Origin of the sequence: Kluyvera sp. NPDC087067 (genome assembly GCF_044745165.1) — a bacterium.
GTDB lineage: Bacteria > Pseudomonadota > Gammaproteobacteria > Enterobacterales > Enterobacteriaceae > Kluyvera.
The window spans coordinates 810,304-831,744 of the sequence record NZ_JBIUZS010000001.1 but is presented as its reverse complement, the minus strand read 5'-3'; the positions used below and the strand labels follow the sequence as shown (position 1 = coordinate 831,744).

Here is a 21,441-nt window from a genome sequence, read left to right as displayed (position 1 = left end):
AAAGCCCGTATTCCGTGCTAGCTAAGCAATTGACTTCCCCACCAATAGTACGAAAATGTTCTCCACTCGTGACAACCGAACAACGGCAACTATGAACCTCAGTACTATTAGCCTTCCCCGCATGTCGAAAATGAAGAAAGTCAGCGCGCTGATCGTTGCTGCACTGTTATTAGTCAGCTGTGATTCAAAGACCCCGGTTAAATCACCGTCTACCTCAACCCCGGGCAAATCTGAGCACAGCAATGAGCCGATGCGCGGCGTCTGGCTGACCACGGTTTCGCGTCTGGACTGGCCGCCGATAAGCTCAATTAACGCCGGTAGCGCAACGCTAAGGATTAATCAGCAGCAGGCTGCGATGCGCACTAAGCTCGATAAACTCAAAAGTCTCGGCATCAATACGATCTTTTTCCAGGTGAAACCCGATGGCACCGCGCTGTGGCAATCAAATATTTTGCCGTGGTCAGATATGATGACCGGGAACATTGGTGAGTACCCAGGCTATGACCCGTTACAGTTCGTGCTGGATGAAGCCCATAAGCGTGGCATGAAGGTTCACGCCTGGTTTAACCCTTATCGTGTTTCAGTGAATGTAAAACCGTCGACGATTACGGCGCTCAATAATACTCTCTCGCAAACGCCATCCAGCGTGTACGTCCTGCATCGTGACTGGATCCGCTCGGCTGGCGACCGTTTTGTGGTTGACCCGGGCATTCCTGAGGCGCGTGACTGGATTACCAGCATTGTCGCGGAAGTGGTGTCCCGCTACCCTATCGACGGCGTACAGTTTGACGATTATTTCTATACCGAAACGCGCACCTCGGCTCTCAATGACAATGCGACGTTCCGCCAGTACGGTCAGGGTTTTGCCTCAAAAGCGGATTGGCGCAGGAACAATACTCAACAGTTAATTGCGCAGGTTTCGCATACCATAAAGCAGCTTAATCCTAACGTAGAGTTTGGTGTAAGCCCGGCCGGAGTCTGGCGTAATCGCTCTCACGATCCTGCCGGTTCCGATACTCGCGGTGCTGCGGCATACGATGAGTCCTATGCCGATACCCGTAAGTGGGTGCAGCTTGGCCTGCTGGACTACATTGCACCCCAGCTCTACTGGCCTTTTGCTCGCGATGCGGCGCGTTATGATGTGCTGGCAAAATGGTGGGCCGATGTGGTGAAGCCTACGAACACTCGCCTCTATATTGGTATCGCGCTGTACAAAGTCGGAGAACCATCGAAGAACGAGCCGGACTGGATGATTGAAGGTGGCGTGCCGGAGCTTAAAAAGCAGATTGACCTTAATGAATCAGCCTCGAACATTAACGGCACCATTCTGTTCCGTGAAGCTTACCTGGATCAACCGCAAACTCAGGATGCTGTCAATTATCTAAAAGATCGCTGGGGCAAATAAATAACCTGAAAGAGTCGGTGAATTCTCACCGATTCTTTCAATTTCGAGAGTAATAAGTTACTACCATGTGAAGCAATATCGCCAATATATCCGTTTAGCCTAATCATTCTAAAAACTTCTTGCGGTTCAAGCCTGACTGCCAGTAGTATCAGTAAAACGTCGTTTCAACGTCGATAATAATAAAATCCAGCCCGTTTAATTTACCTTTCCTCGCAGGTTGCCCCTAATAACACATCATTAACGTTCGCGTTATTTCTGATATTTATGAGTATTATGACTAAAGAAACCGCTACTTCTCGTCCTCAATGGACTCCAAAAGATACCATCTGGATGATGGGTGTTTATGGCGCTGACCCGTTACAGTTCGTGCTGGATGAAGCCCATAAGCGTGGCATGAAGGTTCACGCCTGGTTTAACCCTTATCGTGTTTCAGTGAATGTAAAACCGTCGACGATTACGGCGCTCAATAATACTCTCTCGCAAACGCCATCCAGCGTGTACGTCCTGCATCGTGACTGGATCCGCTCGGCTGGCGACCGTTTTGTGGTTGACCCGGGCATTCCTGAGGCGCGTGACTGGATTACCAGCATTGTCGCGGAAGTGGTGTCCCGCTACCCTATCGACGGCGTACAGTTTGACGATTATTTCTATACCGAAACGCGCACCTCGGCTCTCAATGACAATGCGACGTTCCGCCAGTACGGTCAGGGTTTTGCCTCAAAAGCGGATTGGCGCAGGAACAATACTCAACAGTTAATTGCGCAGGTTTCGCATACCATAAAGCAGCTTAATCCTAACGTAGAGTTTGGTGTAAGCCCGGCCGGAGTCTGGCGTAATCGCTCTCACGATCCTGCCGGTTCCGATACTCGCGGTGCTGCGGCATACGATGAGTCCTATGCCGATACCCGTAAGTGGGTGCAGCTTGGCCTGCTGGACTACATTGCACCCCAGCTCTACTGGCCTTTTGCTCGCGATGCGGCGCGTTATGATGTGCTGGCAAAATGGTGGGCCGATGTGGTGAAGCCTACGAACACTCGCCTCTATATTGGTATCGCGCTGTACAAAGTCGGAGAACCATCGAAGAACGAGCCGGACTGGATGATTGAAGGTGGCGTGCCGGAGCTTAAAAAGCAGATTGACCTTAATGAATCAGCCTCGAACATTAACGGCACCATTCTGTTCCGTGAAGCTTACCTGGATCAACCGCAAACTCAGGATGCTGTCAATTATCTAAAAGATCGCTGGGGCAAATAAATAACCTGAAAGAGTCGGTGAATTCTCACCGATTCTTTCAATTTCGAGAGTAATAAGTTACTACCATGTGAAGCAATATCGCCAATATATCCGTTTAGCCTAATCATTCTAAAAACTTCTTGCGGTTCAAGCCTGACTGCCAGTAGTATCAGTAAAACGTCGTTTCAACGTCGATAATAATAAAATCCAGCCCGTTTAATTTACCTTTCCTCGCAGGTTGCCCCTAATAACACATCATTAACGTTCGCGTTATTTCTGATATTTATGAGTATTATGACTAAAGAAACCGCTACTTCTCGTCCTCAATGGACTCCAAAAGATACCATCTGGATGATGGGTGTTTATGGCGCTACCGTTGGTGCAGGTACCCTATTCCTGCCGGTAGAAATTGGAACGCGCGGCCCGCTCGTCTTTGTCCTGCTACTCCTACTCGCCATTCCTCTGGCGCTTGTGCCGCATGTACTGATCACCCGCGTATTTATGCGCGATCAGCAAGGTCTCGACTCCGCCGATCATACTTTGCCTCTGTTCGGTTCTTTCTTTGGTGCCAAAGGCCGCCAGGCGATGAAGCTATTTTTCTGCGTGGCCCACTACCCGGTCACGCTGGTTTATGCCGTTTCATTGGTCAATGCGCTAAGCCATTTTATGAGCGAACGCCTTCACATCAGCGGTATTAACCGAGGCGCGTTGACGCTTGTCGTACTGTTTATTTTGCACCTTGTACTAAGTAAAGGTCGCGATAAAGTGGTGAGCACAATGAGCGCACTGGCATTACCTTTTGCTATTGCCATTATCGTGATTGCCGCAACGCAAATACCCGCCTGGGATTTCAGCAATATTACCCATGCCTGGCAGCAGACACCGTCATCATCGATGGGCAATACATTGAAAGATCTATGGTTAACGCTGCCATTGATTGCTTTTTCATTATGCTCCGCACCGCTCATTCCAGCACTCGCGTCATGGTATCGTGAACCAGGAAACGGAGGCGAAAAACAGTCAATACGCGTGATTCGTCGTGCTTATGCGCTCATTTTATTCAGCATTATTTTCTTTGTTTTGAGCTGTATTTTGAGTACGCCGCGTGAAACGTTCGAAATGGCAAAAGCGCAAAACCTTAACGTACTGTCAGTGATTGGCGGTAACGGCGGTATGAGCGCAATACTTTATCTGGCGCCTTTTATTGCCATTCTGGGCATGACCAAGTCATTTTTAGGAATATCAATGCCGGTGGCTGAAACCTTTAATGCGCTGGCAAGCGATCTTTTCCACTTAAAACGTAATAGCCAAATTAAGCGGATTAAGCTGGTTATCTCGGTGTTAATGTTTATTGTTACATCAATCGTAGTTTATCTTAACCCGGATGTGATTAACATGATTGAAACCGTCTGCGGTCCTTTAATCGCCATTTTCCTGTTTATTATCCCGACCTGGCTGATATTTACCCGCCCGGCTCTTCAGCCGCTGCGCGGAGCTTTATCGGTTATGGTAAAGATAAGCGGAATTCTCACCGTTTCAGCGCTGCTGTACTCCATGTTCTAAGCTTTGATTGGCGCTGCTAGTGCAGCGCCAATCATTATTTTCTATCCGCGATACACGTACAGTCCACCTTCTTGCCCTCGGCTAAATAGCACCTGCCAAAGTTCTATATCTCTGGCGCGAAACGCCCCGGCACAAGCACAAAGATAATAGTTAAACATCCGACGGAATTGCGCCGTGTAGTGTGGCGCAAGCGTAGTCCAGGCGGCGTTAAAACGTTGGTGCCACGCCATCAGGGTTTTATCATAATCGCTACCAAAATTATGCCAGTCTTCCATTATAAGCCGTGATTCACTGACACTGGCTATCTGGCGAATAGATGGCAAACAACCGTTAGGGAAAATATATTTGTTAATCCAGGGGTCAACATTCACCCCCGTTTCGTTGCTACCAATAGTATGTAAAAGAAATAAGCCTTTTGGCTTTAAGCAACGGTCAACCACACTAAAATAGGTGTCGTAGTTTTTGGGGCCAACATGTTCAAACATGCCTACAGAAACAATGCGATCATAGGTCTTATCAAGATCGCGATAATCCTGAAGTAATATAGAGACATTGAGCCCTTTGCAATGCTGCTGGGCCAATTTTTGTTGTTCGGCAGAAATAGTGACGCCGTCTACGCTCACGCCATAATGACGCGCAGCGTAGGCCGCAAGCCCTCCCCAGCCGCAGCCAATATCCAGTAGTCGCAACCCGGGTTTAAGCTGAAGCTTTTCACAAATCATTTTAAGCTTGGCATTTTGCGCTGCTTCCAGCGTTTGTGCATCTTTCCAGTAGCCGCAGGAATATTGCATGTGTGGGTCGAGCATGAGGGTGAAAAGGTCGTTACCTATATCGTAGTGTTCTTTGCCGACAATCCATGAACGGTGGCGGGACTGAAGATTAAATAGGCGGGCGCTGATAATCCGTAAAATATCTTTGAGGTTGCCTGGCATCTGTTTGTCGAGCTTGGCCTTAAGTATTTTATAGAAAAAGATATCCAGACGTTCACAATCCCACCAACCTTCCATATAGCTCTCACCTAACCCCAATGAGCCTTGTTGGAATACACGTTTGAAAAAATCGGCGTGGTGAATCTGAATATCCCACGGTCTGGTACCGTTAATTTGAATGTCGGCCTGAATGAGAAGATCGTTCCCCATTCGGGACCAGTTATCATTTAATTCATTAACATTGATTACGTTTGAACAAACCGTGGCCATGAGCACTATCCATTTTGAGTCAGTATATTCTGAAAGAGATTATTATTGATAACCGGATGGTATGTATTATGATGTGAGGACAATTTCTATCGAACAGACGTCATAATGATGGACGATCGCCCTTCTTTCACGACCGCGCAGGCAAAACAGTGGATTTCATCGCAGGATGATTCAATGAAAGAGCTGCCGCAGTCAGTCTATTTTCGTTCCTACGTCCTGGCTGCTAACAATCACGTTGATAAGCATTGCCATACCTTTGCTCAGTTTCATTTTGCACGCCAGGGCAGTATGCGTATTGATGTCGCGGGAAAATGCTGGGTCATTCCAGCGCATTACGGTATATGGATCCCACAAAACACAGACCACACCGTTTGGGCGCTGGATGATGTGTATCTGGAAAATCTCGATATTGAGCCTGATTTTATCCCACAGCCCATCAATGAATGTCGGGTCGTAGCCATCAGTGATTTTGTGCGTGAATTTATCCATTACGCCACCACCAACACGCCAAATCATTACGATACAGACAGCAAAGATGGCCAGCTGGTGAGCGTATTACTTGATGTGATTCTAAAATTACCCGTTGTCGAGCTGATGCTACCGTGGCCACAAAACCCGGCGTTGATGAAGGTGTGCAGAACTCTCCAGGAGTCACCTGCCCTTGAGCATTCAATGGAGTTTTGGGCCAGCCATCTTGGTATGTCAGCCCGCACCTTTTCCCGCCATTTTAAAAAAGAGACCGGTATGCCATTTAGCGCGTGGAAGCAGAAAATGCGCATTCTGGAATCTGTGATGCTCCTGAAAAAGAACAAGAACGTCACCGCCGTCGCGCTGGAAGTTGGTTACTCCAGTACAGCGGCGTTTAGTTACGCTTTTCGTCAGGCCTTTGGCGTACCACCGTCAGGTTATTAAGCAGCCGAACGAATTAATCCTTGATGTTGACGCAATCCCATCGAAAGTTGTCTTTTGGTCAGCAGCAATAAGACGTTATTCCTTCATACTGTTAGTATTCAACTGCTGACAGGATTTGTACCATGAAAATCACCCAAATTCGTAATGCCACCCAGATAATTACCTACGCCGGAAAACGTTTTCTCGTTGATCCAATGCTGTCTGAAAAAGATGCCTGGCCAGGCTTCAACGCAAGCGCACGTTCATCTATCCGCAATCCAATGGTTGAGTTGCCGATAGATATAGAAGCGTTACTGGATGTTGATGCGATCATCGTGACTCACACACATGCTGATCATTGGGATGCTGCGGCAGCGAAGTTAATTCCGAAATCTATGCTGATTTATGTCCAGAACGACAGCGATGAAGCCCTTTTGCGTGCTCAAGGCTTCACCCATTTATGTCAGCTAAGTGCCAAAAGCGCTTTTGAAGATATTGCGCTGATTAAAACAGAAGGTCAGCATGGTTCAAATGAAGTCTATGCTGTCCCCCAATTAGCTGAACGGCTCGGCGATGCCTGTGGGGTGATTTTCCAGCATCCCGCAGAAAAAAACCTTTATCTGGTGGGTGATTCCATCTGGATTGATGGCGTTGCTGAGAATATGCGCTACTATCAGCCCGGAGTAGTGATTATGAATACCGGTTGGGCTCATCTGATAGGCTATGGCCCAATCATATTTGGTAAAGAAGATGTACTCAAAGCGCATAATATTTTGCCGCACGCACAGATTGTCGCCACCCATATGGAAGCTGTAAACCATTGTCTGGTCACGCGTCGGGAACTGTTGGATTACGTGCGCGATATTGAAATTCAGGCGTATGTTAGTGCGCCAGATGATGGTGACACCGTCACCTTTTAAAGGGAAAAGAACTCATGCCCACTACCGTTGCGATCGTTGCAAGCGATGGTTTTAGCACTTTTCACTTATCTGTTCCGCTGATTTTATTTGGGGATACAGATAAATTCACCCGCTACATCTGTGCAGAAGAACCAGGATTGGTGTGGTCAAAGGATGGAACCGCAGTGAAGGCATCACATAACTTTGCCTTACTTGGCGAGTGCGACATTGTCATTGTGCCCTTCTGGCGGCATGTGGAGGAAAAACCATCACCCGCGTTGCTTGCTGGGTTACTCAGCGCCCGCAAAAATGGTGCAACCCTGGTAGGTTTATGTCTGGGAACTTTTGCTCTGGCCTACGCTGGAATATTGGATAACCGACGAGCGGTAACTCATTGGGAATATGAGAAAGCCTTTCAACAGCTTTTTCCGCGAGTTAATCTTGACGTAAATGTCCTTTATACCGATGACGATGGATTGATCACGTCGGCAGGAACGGCAGCGGCGCTTGACTGCTGCTTGTATGTGATTCGCCAACGTTTTGGCCTCAAAGTAGCGAATCAGATAGCCCGACGAATGGTAACACCGCCCTACCGCGAAGGCGGTCAGGCTCAGTACATTGAGCATGCTGTACCGCACAACACCGGTGATAATCGCATCAATTCTTTATTGACCTATCTACAGGAAAACATACATCGGCCTCATAGCATCGAATCCCTGGCGACGCGAACCGCAATGAGCCGCCGAACACTAACTCGCCATTTCTACAAAGCCACCGGGTTCACGCCGGGCGAATGGATAACCACCGAACGGCTGCGCCGAAGCCAGGTGTTGCTGGAATCAGGTTCACTATCGATTGAACGGGTTGCCGAGGCGTCAGGTTTTCAGTCTGCGATCACCTTTCGTCAGATATTTCGCAATAAATTTGGCGTGAGCCCACTTGAATGGCGCAAGACATTTCAGGGAATGATGAACACTAAGTCTTGAAATGTTATCCACAGAAACGGTGCGCAACCTTGTGGATAATAGGCAGAAAAGTCGTGGATGACGCGATGATTGTTAATCCATAATTCCACGCAGTTTTGAGTGAAGCATAGCCATTCCACTCTCAGTTATTCCCTGATCGTCTGCGATAACTGTTCTAAGCACTCCTTTTCCTGCTGCCCCATACCCGTCAAAAACGTCTCAGAACGTGCCAATGAAAGGCCAACAGGAAGCAAAACTGAAAGGCATCAGGTTTGGTCGCAGAGGGACTACGTACTGTCGTTATATCGTCAGGGAGTTGGAGCAACCGGGATTTCCCGGCAACTCCGTATTGCTAGTGTCACGGGTTGTAAAATTTTAAAAGATGAAACCTTACACTCATCTCAAACAACGCAATTTAGCGCAATAAATTTGTTGGCATGAGGCAAGGTTAACATCAAGGTTCACTAAAACTAGTCCCGTGACAATGCTAAATAGATTTGCAGGATAGTGCTGCAGTTACCGTAAAGAGAGTTTGTTATTCAACAGTGCCGTTGCAATATTTGCTCGTTCCGCTTTTGCTGCGTCAATGGCACTTCTAGTAAATGGACTACCTGTTGCGAAAAATAAATTATCTGAATGTTTTTGTAATTTACTTACATTTTTCAGCGTATCTTTAATACTTCCCTTCTCGGCACTTTTTACTAACTTGCTAGCATAATTTTCGGTTTTATAATACATGGATGAAACTTTACTCCCTTTAGTCTCCGCCGTATTTTTAATGCCTTTCAGATTATTAATAAATTTTCTCGCAGAATGGCTAACTTCCGAACTTGTATAAGAAGGCAGCTTTGCAACCGGTGTGGAACGGAAAAGACTTGAAATGTTCATTTTTATATATCTCGCATGGCAAAAGAAACGTGAGAATATAAGAGCATGTTAATAGTTTTTCGTCTTTCAAAAAACGACTTTGGTTAATTGCCGTTAGCTAAAAGGCCGTTCCATATGGATTACTCCTGCATATTCCAGCTCAGCGAGCTGTCCTTCAAGGCAAGCATTCGTTCATTGGTCAAAAAAATGCTTAACGTGAGTTTTCGTTCCACTGAGGGGCAGCCCCCGTTTTATGCTCACATCAACAGGTATTGGATGGACTTAAGGAACAGAACGCTGAGCTGGGAGCAATGGTTGTTAAAGAAGAGCCAGAGCTTTAGGACATGCCTCTGGACTATTCATAACTAAAAAGACGCTTTAGTTTTCCTAAGACACCAACCATGCAGCCTATGACTAAAAAAGTCGTTTTATTGAATCATTCTGAGCGCCAGCAATTTCTTCCATAATGCCGTCGACAGCATTCAGATGACCGCCCAGCAGTTGGAAAAAGACAGCGCTAACGTTGCTCGCCATGGCGATAATATTGCGGCTATGAAAGAAATTAATACGGGGATGATCGCTCGCCTTAAGAACGGCACCCTGACGGAAAACGATATCAGTAACATCAAAAAGGTGGACACCTTCTTCCGTAATCTGTTCAATCCGCTAGAGTTAACGTTCACGCGTAGCAATCTCTAAATTTAGTTCAACGGACGTTCTTTGATCCGAAGGTACCGTTGACGGGAAGAAGTTTGGCACTGAATGGTCGACAGTAAAGGCCGACATTCACGTAAATACTTAGGCCACGATAAAGGCATGGTGGCCTACACGCTGCTGTATCACCACATCCTGCTCAACGGTTACCTGATTGGCACGAACGACTACGACACCCATCATGACTTAGATATCTGGAACCGTAGCGCCCACGGCTTTCACCGGGGATAGGCACAGCATGAATACGGAAAATTGTCGAGGAGGTAAAGAGGGGAAAAGCAGCAGAATAAGACAAGCTCAAAGGCGCAGCACTTCTCTGCGCCCGGTTGGCGCTTACCAGTTAAAGGCTTGTACTAGCGATAAATCCCAGGCCGTCGCAAACAGCGAGATAAAGACAATAATGTTAACGGCCGTTTCTATTCTCTTTTCCATTTTGATTCTCCCTATGTCGGTAAAACCATTAAACACGGAAAACCTTAATGATTTATTCAGCGTCAGTCCTTAGAGACTAACACAGTATCGTACGAAATCATCGGCTGGGACAAATTCATCATAAAGCTTACGTGCCGGGTTATGAATACGAGTATGCCAGTAGAAGCGTGACCATCCTTGTGCTTTGGCTTCATTTAGCACAAATTGTATGAGCTCACGGGCAACGCCCTTACCACGCCAGACGGGGTCTACGAACAAATCCTCCAGGTAGCATATTGGTGATGTGACCCAGGTTCCTTCATGCAGAACGCAATGTGCAAAACCGACAACCGCGCCGTCCAGCACAGCAACACGACAAAACATAGACGAGCCTGGGTCGATAAGCCGTGCCCAGGTGTACTCCGTCACTTCCTCAGATAAATCACTCGCGTAAAAATCGTTATACCCTTTCCAGAGCGTCAGCCACTGCGTCTTATCTTCTGCTTCCAGTGAACGAAATGTCACGACCACGGCACACCTCTTAGCTGAGTTGGTAGTACTTATCGGGGGTAATGCGAGCGGGGATCTGCGACGCATCATTCATTTGCAGCAAATCAATCTCAATGGCATTACAGATAGCATCTAAAGGTAAGTCATTATTTTCCAGACCAAAAGGTTCTTCAAGCTCTTCAGCAAGCGTATCCAGGGAGATGAAGGTGTAGGAAATCAGTACCGAGATAAACGGCGTCATGTAATGTAAATCCACCACCAGGGCAAACGGTAGCATGATGCAAAACAGATACACCGTACGATGCAGTATCAATGAGTATGCAAACGGCACCGGCGTATTGGCGATGCGTTCACAGCCTGCCAGCACAACAGACATGTCGTTAAGCCGGATGTTCAGGCTGTGATATAGAATATCCGACAGTTCTCCGCCCCGCCGTCTATCAGCCAGCCAGTCACCCATGATCAACAATATGCGGTTTGCCGGTGATTGTGCCGCCATGACCTGTGACAGATGTTCTTCGCAGAGGTATTTTTCCATCACTGCGCGCGTCGGCTGGCGTCGTAGCGTCAGACGCAGGCAGTGCGCAAAAGCGATTTGCAGATTCACAAATTCACTAAGATGCGCGTCGTCACGCAGCGTATTTTTCACCTCGCGCAGCAGCGAGCGCGACGCAATCATCAATTGCCCCCATAGCTGCCTTGCCTCGACATAACGGGAGTAACAAGCATTGTTGCGAAAACCAAGAAAGATGGCGATAGCCACGCCAAGAATACTAAAGGGTGCAACAGTGAGCTTAAAACCCAGCGATGAGTACCAGGGCAGGATCAGAATAACCACTATCGACAGCAGGAAATTGAGCAATAAGCGGGAGAAAATCTTTGGCAGTACCGAGCCATGCCATACGAAAATGCGGGCCAACCAATGTTGGTGAGGACGAACGATCATGTTTTTTTCAATCTGGTTAACGAGTTGTGTATTAAACGTGATCTTCATCATGTATTCAAGCATGGCAGGCGCGTGGATGATAGACTTGATGCCCTATCCAGATGCCAGAAAAGCGTATTTGCACAATGTTTCATTGGGATATTGGAAACACTCTATATGTATGTTGTAACTAATTAAGGGCACAATATGTTTTGTTGATGATCTGGAAACAATAAACCCGGCCGCAGCCGGGTTCACTTAGATGATTAAACCATTAGCACAGTGGCTTAACGGCTTGACGCATCCCTTGGGTCAGAATGGCATCAAGGTCAGCAGAAACCTGTTCGACCAATCCCGAAACCTGTGTGAGATCTTGTTCCCAGTGTTCGCTGACGCTCAGCACCGCAGTCACCAGCTCGGTGGTGCTGATAACATTGTCGTGATGCTGTGACCACAACATCTGGAAGCGCTCAATCCAGTGCGCATCATCCTGTACTGGATAAGACTCACCGTTGCGCTCACCGCGATAGAAGGCAATCAGCGCCGCCAAAGCAAATGTCAAACGTGCCGGCAGTTTGCCGCTAGTCTTCTGCCCTGCCAGCAGCTGCGGCAGGATACGGGTACGGAACTTCGTCATGCCGTTCAGAGAAATAGACAGCAATTGGTGTTTGATGTACGGGTTACGGAAACGTCCGGTGACTGCGCTGGCAAAAGATTCGAGTTCATCTTTTGGCAGATCCAATACCGGAATGATCTCCTGATAAATCGCTTTCTCAACGAACGCGCAAATTTCGGCGTCATTCATCGCGTCACCAACGGTATCAATCCCCGCCTGGAACGCCACCGGCACCAGCGCGGTATGGGCACCATTGAGAATGGCCACTTTACGTTCTTTGTACGGTTTGATGTCGTCAACAATCAGCACGTTAAGCGCCAGTTTATCCAGACGCAGCTCGCTTGCCAGTGATTTAGGCCCCTGGATAACAAACAGATAGAAATGTTCCGCGGTATCGAGGAAACCATCTTTATAGCCCAATTCGGCTTCCAGGTTTGCCGCTTCATCGCGCGGGTAACCTGTCACGATACGGTCCACCAGCGTGGAACAGAAAGCGTTGGATTCATTCAACCAGGTCATGAATTCTGCTGGTAATGCCCACTCAGTCGCGTAACGAACGACCAGTTCTTGCAGCGCTTCACCGTTATAGTCAATCAATTCACATGGAATGATTATCCAGCCTTTATCTTTAGCACCATTGAAATGGCTAAAACGCTCGAACAGCAGACGGGTCAATTTTGCCGGATAGCTTACCGCTGGGGCATCGTCGAATTTGTCACCCGCATGGTAGCTGATACCCGCTTCGGTGGTATTAGAAAAGACAAAACGCATCTCTGGGTTGTGCGCCAGCTTCAGGAATTCAGCGTAATCACTGTATGCACTGATTTCACGGTTTACAGAACGGATCAGGCGAGCCTCACTCACTGCCTCACCTTTCTCATTCAGACCACGAATAATCGTGGTGTAAAGACCATCCTGAGTGCTGAGTGACGGCGGGAAGTCGCTCGCGATTGGGCGCACGACGACCACACCGGAATTGAGGTCGGTTTTCTCGTTCAGCAGATCGATCTGCCAGTCAACAAAGGCGCGCAAGAAGTTGCCTTCACCAAACTGGATAATACGTTCAGGGTATTGGGCACCGGGGAAATCATGGCGGTTCAGTGTTTTCACAATGGGTTCCTTTCTGGATTAGTCATACAGCCCGCTAAATTGGTCTAATAACTTATCAGATTTTCCGCTTATGAAACCCTGTTTTGATCAAGAGTGAGACAATAAATAGCGAGCCTATAAGAATTTGTAAAAAATAGAGGTCGCCGTTAACTCGCCATCCGGCATTAACGCATAGCGAGGGATCTCACCTGATTTGTGCCAGCCGCACTGATGATAGAACTGTTCAGCGCCACTCCCGGTGGCAGTATCGAGCACCAACACCGTTTTATGGGTATCTATGGCCACCTCTTCCAGCCGCTGCATCAGTGCGCGGGCAACGCCTTTACGTCGCGCACTCTCATGCACCAACAGTTTGGCGACATCAGCACGATGCGGCTGGTTTTCAGGCTGATCGATAACCATCTGCACCGTACCCACAATCCGCTGCCCGGCATCTTTCGCCACCAGCACGACTCGCTCATGACGGGCTGTACTTTCAGCCGTACGTCGCCAGAATGCCAACGCGGATTCAGTAGAAAATGGCAGCATAAAACTCACCGATGCGCCGCCATGGACACAGTGACTTAGTACCTCAGCCAAAGCATCCAGATTAGCCAGAATCTCGCTAGCTGAAAAATTGTGCAGGGTAAAAGAAGGGTTCATTTTCGTCTCCACAGAATGAGGAAACTACTATCACGTTAACTATTTAATAACACAACTGACGAGGTCATAGTGTTTTCATATGTTTCCGTGGGGCCAGCACCTGAAGCCAATCTGCTGCATCAAGCTTACCGCATAGAGAGCATCTCAGAGGATGCTCAACACATGTGAGCATTAGTTCATCTGGATAACCAACCAATGATGAATAACGCGAACGATATACTGCTGCTGGGCCTCGCTTAGCGCCTGACCTTGCGGAATATGATGCCATTTCGCCAGACAGCCACGACAACAGGTTGCCGTCGCATGCTGGGCAATAAAGACCGGATGACCGCGCATCGGCGTCTGCTTACCATCATTAACAGGTAACGCCGGGGCGAGACGAGCGGCGACAAAATCCGCCGCATGGCTGTCAATCACCTCCGCCCCTTTATCGAGGCAGTACTGCCGCTCTTTAACGCCAAGCCGAAACCGGCTGCGAAACGTCGAGCGCTGCAAGCGTGAGAAGAGATTTTCCAGAGTGTCCATCAGTAGACTGAACGTCCTATTTTTTGCGTGAGTTTCTCGAGCACCGCGACCCCGGCTAACGAGTTCCCGGTCTCATCGAGTTCCGGGCTCCAGACCGCAATCGCCATTTCATGTGGCACAATCGCCACTACACCGCCGCCCACACCCGATTTAGCCGGCAAGCCAACGCGCCAGGCAAACTCTCCGGCATTCTGATACATGCCACTGGTTGCCATCAGCGCGTTAACCTGACGCGTCTGCATCGGCGAAATAACCGGGTTATCAAGATGCTCAGCCAGCCCCTGATTGGCGAGGAATAAAAAGGTTTGCGCCAGCTCAACGCAGTTCATCTTTAACGCGCAGTAATGGAAATAGTTTTGCAGTACGGTCGTCACATCGTGATGAAAGTTTCCAAAAGATTTCATCAACCAGGCGATCGCCGCATTACGTGCAGAGTGTTCAAACTCAGAGCGCGCCACGGCCATATCGTAGCCGATATCGTCCACACCGCTCAGTTTACGCACGATCTCCAGCATTCGCTGACGCGGTGCGCTTAAACGCCCTTGCAGCATGTCACAAACCACCAGTGCCCCGGCATTGATAAACGGATTACGCGGAATGCCCTGCTCCATTTCTAATTGCAGAAGAGAATTGAACGGCTGACCGGAAGGATCTTTCCCTACCCGAGACCAGATCTCCTCAGCCTGATAGTGATTCATCGCCACCACCAGACTCAGGACTTTTGAAATTGACTGAATCGAGAATCGTTCCTCAGCATCGCCGGCGCAAAAATGCTGCCCGTCCACGGTGCTGATAGCGATCCCCAGTTTTTTGCCGCTAACACAGGCGAGCGCCGGAATATAATCCGCCACCTTACCTTGCCCAATCAACGGTCGGACGTCGTCAAGAATCGACGTCAGCATGGCATTATTAATAACCGTAGCCACTTACACTCCTTGCCCATAGGCGCTTTCGGCCAGGGATTATAGCAGAGCGCAACGGCTACGTGTTTTGCTTAGTGACGATCTTTCCACACGGTCTGCACGTTACAGAACTCACGCAGTCCGAAATGCGATAATTCACGGCCAAAACCACTTTTCTTCACGCCGCCAAAGGCCACACGGGCATCGCTGGCGCTATAGCCATTGATGAATACGCCGCCACACTCTAATTCATCAGCAAAACGTTGGGCCGTTTCAGTATCGGCAGTAAACACCGTGGCAGAGAGCCCGAATTCGCTGTCATTGGCGAGCGCTAACGCATGTTCAGCATCACGCGCAATGCTGATTGCCGCTACCGGGCCAAACATCTCCTGGCGGAACGCCGTCATGTCAGGCGAAACGTTCGCCAGGATGGTGGCCGGATAGTAGTTGCCCTCACCGTGAGACTTTTCTCCGCCTAACAGTAAGGTGGCGCCCTCTTTTACCGTCGCCATCACCTGAGCGTGCAATTCATCGCGCAAATCAAAACGCGCCATCGGCCCTAGATAATTGTTCTCATCGCGAGGATCGCCCATTTTCAGCGCAGCAGTCGCGGCGACAAACTTTGCCGTAAACTGCTCGGCAACGCCCGCTTCAACGATAAAACGCTTCGCGGCTGCACATACCTGCCCGGTGTTCTGATAGCGCCCAATCACCGCAGCCTGCACCGCCATGTCAATATCGGCATCGTTGAGAACAATGAAAGGATCGGAACCGCCCAGCTCCAGCACGCATTTTTTAAGGGCCGCTCCGGCCTGCGCACCAATCGCTTTCCCGGCGCGCACGCTACCGGTCACGGTGACCGCCGCTACACGTGGATCGTCGATCATCTGCGAAACCCCGTCATTAGTGGCATTCACCACGTTAAAGAGTCCTGACGGAATCCCTGCCTGAGTGATGATCTCGCCAATCAACGTGGCGCAGCCCATCACGTTCGGCGCGTGTTTCAGAATATAGCTGTTGCCCGCCAGCATAATTGGCACCGCACCGCGCAGCACCTGCCACAGTGGGAAATTCCACGGCATTACCGCCAGCACCGGGCCGAGCGGACGATACTCTATCACCGCCTGGTTATTCTCAACCTGGGTGGCTTCGGTTGCCAGCATCTTAGGGCCGTGCTCCGCATACCAATCGCACAGATGGGCTGATTTATTCACTTCACCGCGCGCCTGATTAATGGGTTTACCCATTTCACGGGTGATACATTGCGCCATCTCTTCAGCCCGCTCACGCAGGACGCGACCAATAGCACGTAGCGCATCGGCTCGCTCAGTGACGGGGGTTTTACGCCACTTGCGAAAAGCGTTTTGCGCCAGAGTCATCGCCGCGTCAACCTCTGCGGCGGTCGCCCACGGTAACGAAGCGATCGTTTCACCGTTAGCAGGATTTACTGAGATGGCATGGGTTGCAGGTGAATTCATAATATTTCTCTCTCGTCGATTGCGAAGTGGTGTCATCCTGACCTATTCTCTCGTTTATGAAAACTGAATAATATTAAGCTCACCATTCACAAAATGAGAAAGGCATGGATCTAACGCAACTGGAAATGTTTAACGCCGTCGCCCAGACGGGCAGTATTACGCAGGCGGCACAGAAGGTGCATCGCGTTCCGTCAAATCTCACCACACGCATCCGTCAACTGGAGGCCGACCTCGGCGTCGATCTCTTTATTCGTGAAAACCAGCGCCTGCGTCTGTCGCCTGCCGGACACAGCTTTCTACGCTATAGCCAGCAGATCCTGGCCCTGGTCGATGAAGCTCGCATGGTGGTTGCCGGGGATGAACCGCAGGGTTTATTTGCGCTCGGCGCGCTGGAGAGTACCGCGGCCGTGCGCATTCCACAGACGCTGGCGCGCTATAACCAGCTTTACCCACGCATCCAGTTCGATTTAGCCACCGGGCCGTCAGGTACCATGACCGATGGTGTCCTCGAGGGCAGGCTTAGCGCCGCGTTTATTGACGGGCCGGTGATGCATCCAGGTCTCGATGGGATCCCGGTCTATCCAGAAGAGATGATGATTGTCGCGGCACTGGGGCATCCACCAATCACCCGCGCAAGCGAGGTGAACGGCGTCAGTATTTATGCCTTTCGCGCCAACTGCTCCTATCGCCGTCATTTTGAAAGCTGGTTCCATGCGGATAAAGCGACGCCGGGTCGGATCCATGAGATGGAGTCCTACCACGGCATGCTTGCCTGCGTCGTTGCGGGCGCCGGGCTGGCGCTGATCCCACGCAGTATGCTGGAAAGTATGCCCGGGCATCATCAGGTTTCGGCCTGGCCGCTGACGGAGAAATGGCGCTGGCTAACCACCTGGCTTGTGTGGCGGCGTGGGGCCATGAGCCGCCAGCTGGAAGCGTTTATTGCGCTGCTGGATGAGCCGGTGGCTTGATCATAAGATGCGATGCGGGTCAAGTGCCCGCTATTCCAGCCACACTTTGCCCTGCAAATAGGTTCTCGCCGTGCCGCTCATCAGCACCCTATCGCCTGCCCATTCACAGCGGATATCCCCACCGCGCGCCGAGACCTGCCGAGCCAGCATCTGCGTTTTACCCAGTTTTGTTACCCAGTACGGAATCAGCATGGTGTGCGCGGAACCGGTGACCGGATCCTCCCAGACGGCTTCCCCCGGCGAGAAGAAACGGCTGACAAAATCATACTCACCGTCGCCTCTGGCGGTCACCGAAACTTTATGCTCACCGGGTATCATTGCGCCGATATCCGGCGTTAGAGCCTCAACCTGTTGACGGTTTTCTAGTTCAATTACCCACGCGCGACCTTTATGTGCACTAAGATAACTGTTGATACCCAATGCGCGTAGCATCTCCGGCGGCGGTGTCGCCATTTTAGTGCTACAGGCGGGGAAATCCAGGGTCATCCATTCCCCGTTGCGCGTCACGGTCAGACGCCCGGAGAGCGTATCAAAATGGATGCGGGCGTGTGGATAGTTGAGATGATTGAACACGACGTGCGCGCTGGCAAGCGTGGCATGTCCGCAAAGATTGACCTCATTTCGCGTCGTGAACCAGCGTAGCGCGAAGTCACCTTCCCGCTTCACCAGAAAAGCCGTTTCGGACTGATTATGCTGGCGGGCCATGCTGAGCAGCGTTTCGTCGGGTAGCCAGTCGTTCAGAATACAAACCGCCGCCGCATTACCGCCAAAAGCATTCCGGCTAAAGGCATCAACCATATAAAAATCAATCTCGTGCATATCGCGTTCAACCCTCAATTTGCTTTCAGGCAAACTGACATAAAAACCCCACAGCGACAAGCTTCTTATGCGCGTTATACGTGACGTTGTCACAGATATAAAAACGGGATGCAGATCACATAATGATTGTATTTGCAGCGTTAATAGCCTTAAGATCGTTCATTACGCTCGTTTACCCCCCGGTTCTTTTATATGACAACAAATACCGTTTCTCGTCGGGTCGCGTGGCTTCGGGTCGTCACGTTGGCTATCGCCGCCTTTATTTTTAATACCACTGAATTCGTACCGGTAGGTTTACTCTCGGATATCGCTAACAGCTTTGGCATGAAAACCGCCGAAGTGGGCATCATGTTGACCATCTATGCCTGGGTTGTGGCGTTGATGTCACTGCCCTTTATGCTACTGACCAGCCAGATGGAGCGACGCAAGCTGCTGATTGGGCTGTTCATCTTATTTATCGCAAGCCACGTGCTGTCGTTTCTGGCGTGGAACTTTACCGTACTGGTAATAAGCCGCATCGGCATTGCTTTCGCTCACGCGGTGTTCTGGTCGATTACCGCGTCACTGGCTATTCGTATGGCCCCGGCCGGTAAGCGCGCTCAGGCCCTGAGTTTACTCGCCACCGGTACCGCGCTGGCAATGGTATTTGGCATCCCTATTGGTCGCGTTGTCGGGCAGTACTTCGGCTGGCGCACAACCTTCTTCGCCATTGGCGTAGGCGCGCTGATTACCCTGCTAGCGCTGGTAAAACTGCTGCCGCGTCTGCCAAGCGAACATTCAGGTTCACTAAAAAGCCTGCCGGTCCTGTTTCGCCGTCCGGCGTTATTGAGTATCTACCTGCTGACCGTTGTGGTGGTGACCGCGCATTACACCGCCTACAGCTATATAGAGCCGTTCGTGCAGACCGTTGCCGGGCTTAGCGGCAACGTCGCCACCGTTCTGCTGCTGATTCTCGGCGGTGCCGGCATTATTGGTAGCGTGATATTCGGTAAGCTTGGCAACAAACATGCTTCCGGGTTAATCAGCGGCGCTATCGGCCTGCTGCTGGCCTGCTTGTTATTACTGCTTCCCGCCGCGCAGGATGTCACTCATCTGGCTATCCTCAGCATCTTCTGGGGAATGGCGATCATGGTGATTGGACTGGGGATGCAGGTTAAGGTGCTTGCCCTGGCACCGGATGCGACTGACGTGGCGATGTCGCTGTTTTCGGGAATTTTTAATATCGGGATTGGTGCGGGAGCATTACTGGGCAGCCAGATAAGTACGCATCTGTCGATGTCGTCGATTGGTTATGTGGGCGCGATACCTGCGCTCGCCGCGCTTGTCTGGTCGGTGGTGATTTTCCGCCGCTGGCCTGATGCGTCCTTAGACGCACAGGCGCAGCAACATTAAAAGGTTCCCGGCGGTGCTGCGCTTCGCCGGGTTACTGTAGCCCGGGCGAGGCGTAGCCGACCCCGGGGAATGTCATGCGTGATAGGTTGAAATAATCTCCAGCACGCCATTGATAATAAACTGCACGCCCATACACACCAGCAGGAAGCCCATCAGGCGGGAAATAGCCTCAATTCCTCCCTTGCCGACCAGGCGCATAATCGCCCCGGAACTTCGCAAACAGCCCCACAGAATGATGCCAACGAGCGCAAAAATAATCGGTGGCGCGACCATCACCACCCACTCCGGGAAGTTAGCGCCGTGTTTTACCGTTGACGCTGAACTAATAATCATCGCTATCGTCCCCGGGCCTGCGGTGCTTGGCATCGCGAGCGGCACAAAGGCAATATTGGCCGTAGGTTCTTCTTTTAACTCTTCAGACTTACTTTGCGCTTCCAGCGACTCATGCGCCTTCTGCTGCGGGAAAAGCATGCGGAAACCGATAAAGGCGACGATAAGCCCCCCGGCTATACGGAGGCCAGGTATTGATATGCCAAATGTATTCATTACCACCTGGCCCGCGTAATAGGCCACCATCATGATCGCGAACACATAAACGGACGCCATCAGCGATTGTCTGTTTCGCTCGGCGCTGTTCATGTTTCCCGAAAGTCCGAGGAACAAGGCGACGGTCGTTAGCGGGTTCGCCAGCGGCAGTAATACCACCAGCCCAAGCCCTATTGCTTGAAAAAGTTCCTTCATAAGCGCTCAAAAATCCTGTCTGTTTAACGAAAAAATACGTGATATTTACCCGAGTCTACCCATTGGGCACCGTATCGCTTGCTCTAAAACGGCTAAGTAAAGGATATCCTATTTACCGCCACCCGACGCGTTTTAGCAATTCGTGGCATCTCATGATCCATTCAGTTGACTTATGATTGCGCGAGAAATAATATCCTCAGCAACTAAAGTACTTGCCAGGGCAACCATTGTGAACAGCACAAGCAATCTCTTCAATGAAATGATTCCACTTGGGCATTTAATTCACATGGTTAACCAGAAAAAAGATCGCTTACTCAACGAGCATTTATCGCCTGAAGACATTACCGCCTCGCAGTTCCGGGTTCTGTGCTCAATTCGCTGCCAGGGAAGTATCACCCCGGTGGAGCTGAAGAAAAACCTGTCGGTGGATTTAGGCGCACTCACTCGCATGCTGGATCGTTTGTTATGTCGGGGCTGGATTGCCCGGTTACCTAATCCAAACGATAAGCGTGGTGTATTGATTCAGCTAACACCCGAAGGCGCGGCGATATGTGAGCAATGTCATCAGCTCGTTGGGCAAAACCTGCACCAGGAATTAACAAAAAACTTAACGGCAAATGAAGTTGAAACACTCGAACTTCTCCTTAAAAAAATATTGCCGTAAAC

General features: G+C 50.0%; 21 protein-coding genes and 1 pseudogene. 11 read left to right on the top strand and 11 right to left on the bottom strand.

Going from position 1 to position 21,441, the window contains the following annotated elements; genetic code table 11:
• Positions 1-130 precede the first annotated feature (130 nt).
• The 3 genes and pseudogenes from ACIPDS_RS04030 to ACIPDS_RS04020 all read left to right on the top strand — a co-directional run bounded on the left by ACIPDS_RS04030 (position 131) and on the right by ACIPDS_RS04020 (position 4,201).
• Complete coding sequence (locus tag ACIPDS_RS04030; RefSeq protein ID WP_400733462.1) at positions 131-1,405, top strand: glycoside hydrolase family 10 protein; 1,275 nt, start codon at positions 131-133, stop codon at positions 1,403-1,405.
• Positions 1,406-1,663: 258 nt separating this feature from the next.
• Positions 1,664-2,659: pseudogene (locus ACIPDS_RS04025) on the top strand (glycoside hydrolase family 10 protein); the annotation flags it as partial.
• Between the two features lie 273 nt (positions 2,660-2,932).
• Positions 2,933-4,201, top strand: a complete 1,269-nt coding sequence (locus tag ACIPDS_RS04020) for an amino acid permease (RefSeq protein WP_400732823.1) — start codon at positions 2,933-2,935, stop codon at positions 4,199-4,201.
• A gap of 41 nt (positions 4,202-4,242) precedes the next feature.
• On the opposite strand, the gene cfa is transcribed toward ACIPDS_RS04020, so the two are convergent.
• Positions 4,243-5,400 (bottom strand): cyclopropane fatty acyl phospholipid synthase, encoded by a 1,158-nt coding sequence (cfa, locus tag ACIPDS_RS04015; protein WP_400732821.1) that lies wholly within the window; start codon positions 5,398-5,400, stop codon positions 4,243-4,245.
• A gap of 105 nt (positions 5,401-5,505) precedes the next feature.
• Between cfa and ACIPDS_RS04010 the strand changes: the two genes are divergently transcribed.
• The 3 genes from ACIPDS_RS04010 to ACIPDS_RS04000 all read left to right on the top strand — a co-directional run bounded on the left by ACIPDS_RS04010 (position 5,506) and on the right by ACIPDS_RS04000 (position 8,176).
• A complete protein-coding gene (locus ACIPDS_RS04010; protein ID WP_400732818.1) occupies positions 5,506-6,312 on the top strand; it encodes a helix-turn-helix domain-containing protein in 807 nt (268 codons plus the stop codon).
• Between the two features lie 122 nt (positions 6,313-6,434).
• Positions 6,435-7,211, top strand: a complete 777-nt coding sequence (locus tag ACIPDS_RS04005; protein WP_400732815.1) for an MBL fold metallo-hydrolase — start codon at positions 6,435-6,437, stop codon at positions 7,209-7,211.
• Between the two features lie 14 nt (positions 7,212-7,225).
• A complete protein-coding gene (locus ACIPDS_RS04000) occupies positions 7,226-8,176 on the top strand; it encodes a GlxA family transcriptional regulator (protein WP_400732812.1) in 951 nt (316 codons plus the stop codon).
• A 495-nt stretch (positions 8,177-8,671) separates the two neighbouring features.
• On the opposite strand, the gene ACIPDS_RS03995 is transcribed toward ACIPDS_RS04000, so the two are convergent.
• Positions 8,672-9,043, bottom strand: coding sequence for a hypothetical protein (locus ACIPDS_RS03995; protein WP_400732809.1), 372 nt, complete (start codon positions 9,041-9,043; stop codon positions 8,672-8,674).
• A gap of 465 nt (positions 9,044-9,508) precedes the next feature.
• On the opposite strand from ACIPDS_RS03995, the gene ACIPDS_RS03990 reads away from it, so the two are divergent.
• On the top strand, positions 9,509-9,721 hold the full coding sequence (locus ACIPDS_RS03990) for a hypothetical protein (protein WP_400732806.1): 213 nt from the start codon (positions 9,509-9,511) through the stop codon (positions 9,719-9,721).
• Between the two features lie 63 nt (positions 9,722-9,784).
• A complete protein-coding gene (locus ACIPDS_RS03985; protein WP_400732803.1) occupies positions 9,785-9,967 on the top strand; it encodes a hypothetical protein in 183 nt (60 codons plus the stop codon).
• 270 nt (positions 9,968-10,237) lie between these two features.
• Here ACIPDS_RS03985 and ACIPDS_RS03980 read toward each other — a convergent pair whose 3' ends face one another.
• The 7 genes from ACIPDS_RS03980 to sad form a co-directional block, all read right to left on the bottom strand.
• A complete protein-coding gene (locus ACIPDS_RS03980) occupies positions 10,238-10,678 on the bottom strand; it encodes a GNAT family N-acetyltransferase (RefSeq protein WP_400732801.1) in 441 nt (146 codons plus the stop codon).
• A gap of 10 nt (positions 10,679-10,688) precedes the next feature.
• The gene (locus tag ACIPDS_RS03975; RefSeq protein ID WP_400733460.1) at positions 10,689-11,603 is read right to left on the bottom strand and encodes a bestrophin family protein; all 915 of its coding nucleotides are present in this window, start codon (positions 11,601-11,603) and stop codon (positions 10,689-10,691) included.
• Positions 11,604-11,856: 253 nt separating this feature from the next.
• A complete protein-coding gene (locus ACIPDS_RS03970) occupies positions 11,857-13,308 on the bottom strand; it encodes a tagaturonate reductase (protein WP_400732799.1) in 1,452 nt (483 codons plus the stop codon).
• A 114-nt stretch (positions 13,309-13,422) separates the two neighbouring features.
• On the bottom strand, positions 13,423-13,950 hold the full coding sequence (locus tag ACIPDS_RS03965) for a GNAT family N-acetyltransferase (protein ID WP_400732796.1): 528 nt from the start codon (positions 13,948-13,950) through the stop codon (positions 13,423-13,425).
• Between the two features lie 171 nt (positions 13,951-14,121).
• A complete protein-coding gene (locus ACIPDS_RS03960) occupies positions 14,122-14,475 on the bottom strand; it encodes a DUF4186 domain-containing protein (protein WP_400732794.1) in 354 nt (117 codons plus the stop codon).
• On the bottom strand, positions 14,475-15,401 hold the full coding sequence (gene glsB, locus ACIPDS_RS03955) for a glutaminase B (protein ID WP_400732792.1): 927 nt from the start codon (positions 15,399-15,401) through the stop codon (positions 14,475-14,477). The genes ACIPDS_RS03960 and glsB overlap by 1 nt, the downstream gene beginning before the upstream one ends.
• A gap of 68 nt (positions 15,402-15,469) precedes the next feature.
• On the bottom strand, positions 15,470-16,858 hold the full coding sequence (gene sad, locus ACIPDS_RS03950) for a succinate-semialdehyde dehydrogenase (RefSeq protein WP_400733457.1): 1,389 nt from the start codon (positions 16,856-16,858) through the stop codon (positions 15,470-15,472).
• Between the two features lie 101 nt (positions 16,859-16,959).
• On the opposite strand from sad, the gene ACIPDS_RS03945 reads away from it, so the two are divergent.
• Entirely contained in the window at positions 16,960-17,823 is an 864-nt protein-coding gene (locus ACIPDS_RS03945; RefSeq protein ID WP_400732790.1) for a LysR substrate-binding domain-containing protein, read from the top strand.
• Positions 17,824-17,853: 30 nt separating this feature from the next.
• On the opposite strand, the gene ACIPDS_RS03940 is transcribed toward ACIPDS_RS03945, so the two are convergent.
• Positions 17,854-18,642 (bottom strand): PhzF family phenazine biosynthesis protein, encoded by a 789-nt coding sequence (locus ACIPDS_RS03940; protein ID WP_400732787.1) that lies wholly within the window; start codon positions 18,640-18,642, stop codon positions 17,854-17,856.
• Positions 18,643-18,834: 192 nt separating this feature from the next.
• On the opposite strand from ACIPDS_RS03940, the gene ACIPDS_RS03935 reads away from it, so the two are divergent.
• Positions 18,835-20,034 carry a sugar transporter gene (locus ACIPDS_RS03935; RefSeq protein ID WP_400732784.1) on the top strand — a complete coding sequence of 400 codons (1,200 nt, stop codon included), beginning with the start codon at positions 18,835-18,837 and terminating at the stop codon, positions 20,032-20,034.
• Positions 20,035-20,106: 72 nt separating this feature from the next.
• Here ACIPDS_RS03935 and ACIPDS_RS03930 read toward each other — a convergent pair whose 3' ends face one another.
• Positions 20,107-20,775: a MarC family NAAT transporter gene (locus tag ACIPDS_RS03930; protein ID WP_400732782.1), complete on the bottom strand. Its 669-nt coding sequence runs from the start codon at positions 20,773-20,775 to the stop codon at positions 20,107-20,109.
• 229 nt (positions 20,776-21,004) lie between these two features.
• Here ACIPDS_RS03930 and marR point away from each other — a divergent pair, with 229 nt between their 5' ends.
• A complete protein-coding gene (marR, locus tag ACIPDS_RS03925) occupies positions 21,005-21,439 on the top strand; it encodes a multiple antibiotic resistance transcriptional regulator MarR (protein WP_166513872.1) in 435 nt (144 codons plus the stop codon).
• Positions 21,440-21,441 lie beyond the last annotated feature (2 nt).

Coding starts and splice junctions, on each gene's coding strand:
- ACIPDS_RS04030 (WP_400733462.1), top strand. CDS start 131: ATGAAGAAAGTCAGCGCGCTGATCGTTGCTGCACTGTTATTAGTCAGC.
- ACIPDS_RS04020 (WP_400732823.1), top strand. CDS start 2,933: ATGACTAAAGAAACCGCTACTTCTCGTCCTCAATGGACTCCAAAAGAT.
- cfa (WP_400732821.1), bottom strand. CDS start 5,400: ATGGCCACGGTTTGTTCAAACGTAATCAATGTTAATGAATTAAATGAT.
- ACIPDS_RS04010 (WP_400732818.1), top strand. CDS start 5,506: ATGATGGACGATCGCCCTTCTTTCACGACCGCGCAGGCAAAACAGTGG.
- ACIPDS_RS04005 (WP_400732815.1), top strand. CDS start 6,435: ATGAAAATCACCCAAATTCGTAATGCCACCCAGATAATTACCTACGCC.
- ACIPDS_RS04000 (WP_400732812.1), top strand. CDS start 7,226: ATGCCCACTACCGTTGCGATCGTTGCAAGCGATGGTTTTAGCACTTTT.
- ACIPDS_RS03995 (WP_400732809.1), bottom strand. CDS start 9,043: ATGAACATTTCAAGTCTTTTCCGTTCCACACCGGTTGCAAAGCTGCCT.
- ACIPDS_RS03990 (WP_400732806.1), top strand. CDS start 9,509: ATGACCGCCCAGCAGTTGGAAAAAGACAGCGCTAACGTTGCTCGCCAT.
- ACIPDS_RS03985 (WP_400732803.1), top strand. CDS start 9,785: ATGGTCGACAGTAAAGGCCGACATTCACGTAAATACTTAGGCCACGAT.
- ACIPDS_RS03975 (WP_400733460.1), bottom strand. CDS start 11,603: ATGATCGTTCGTCCTCACCAACATTGGTTGGCCCGCATTTTCGTATGG.
- ACIPDS_RS03965 (WP_400732796.1), bottom strand. CDS start 13,950: ATGAACCCTTCTTTTACCCTGCACAATTTTTCAGCTAGCGAGATTCTG.
- ACIPDS_RS03960 (WP_400732794.1), bottom strand. CDS start 14,475: ATGGACACTCTGGAAAATCTCTTCTCACGCTTGCAGCGCTCGACGTTT.
- ACIPDS_RS03945 (WP_400732790.1), top strand. CDS start 16,960: ATGGATCTAACGCAACTGGAAATGTTTAACGCCGTCGCCCAGACGGGC.
- ACIPDS_RS03940 (WP_400732787.1), bottom strand. CDS start 18,642: ATGCACGAGATTGATTTTTATATGGTTGATGCCTTTAGCCGGAATGCT.
- ACIPDS_RS03935 (WP_400732784.1), top strand. CDS start 18,835: ATGACAACAAATACCGTTTCTCGTCGGGTCGCGTGGCTTCGGGTCGTC.
- ACIPDS_RS03930 (WP_400732782.1), bottom strand. CDS start 20,775: ATGAAGGAACTTTTTCAAGCAATAGGGCTTGGGCTGGTGGTATTACTG.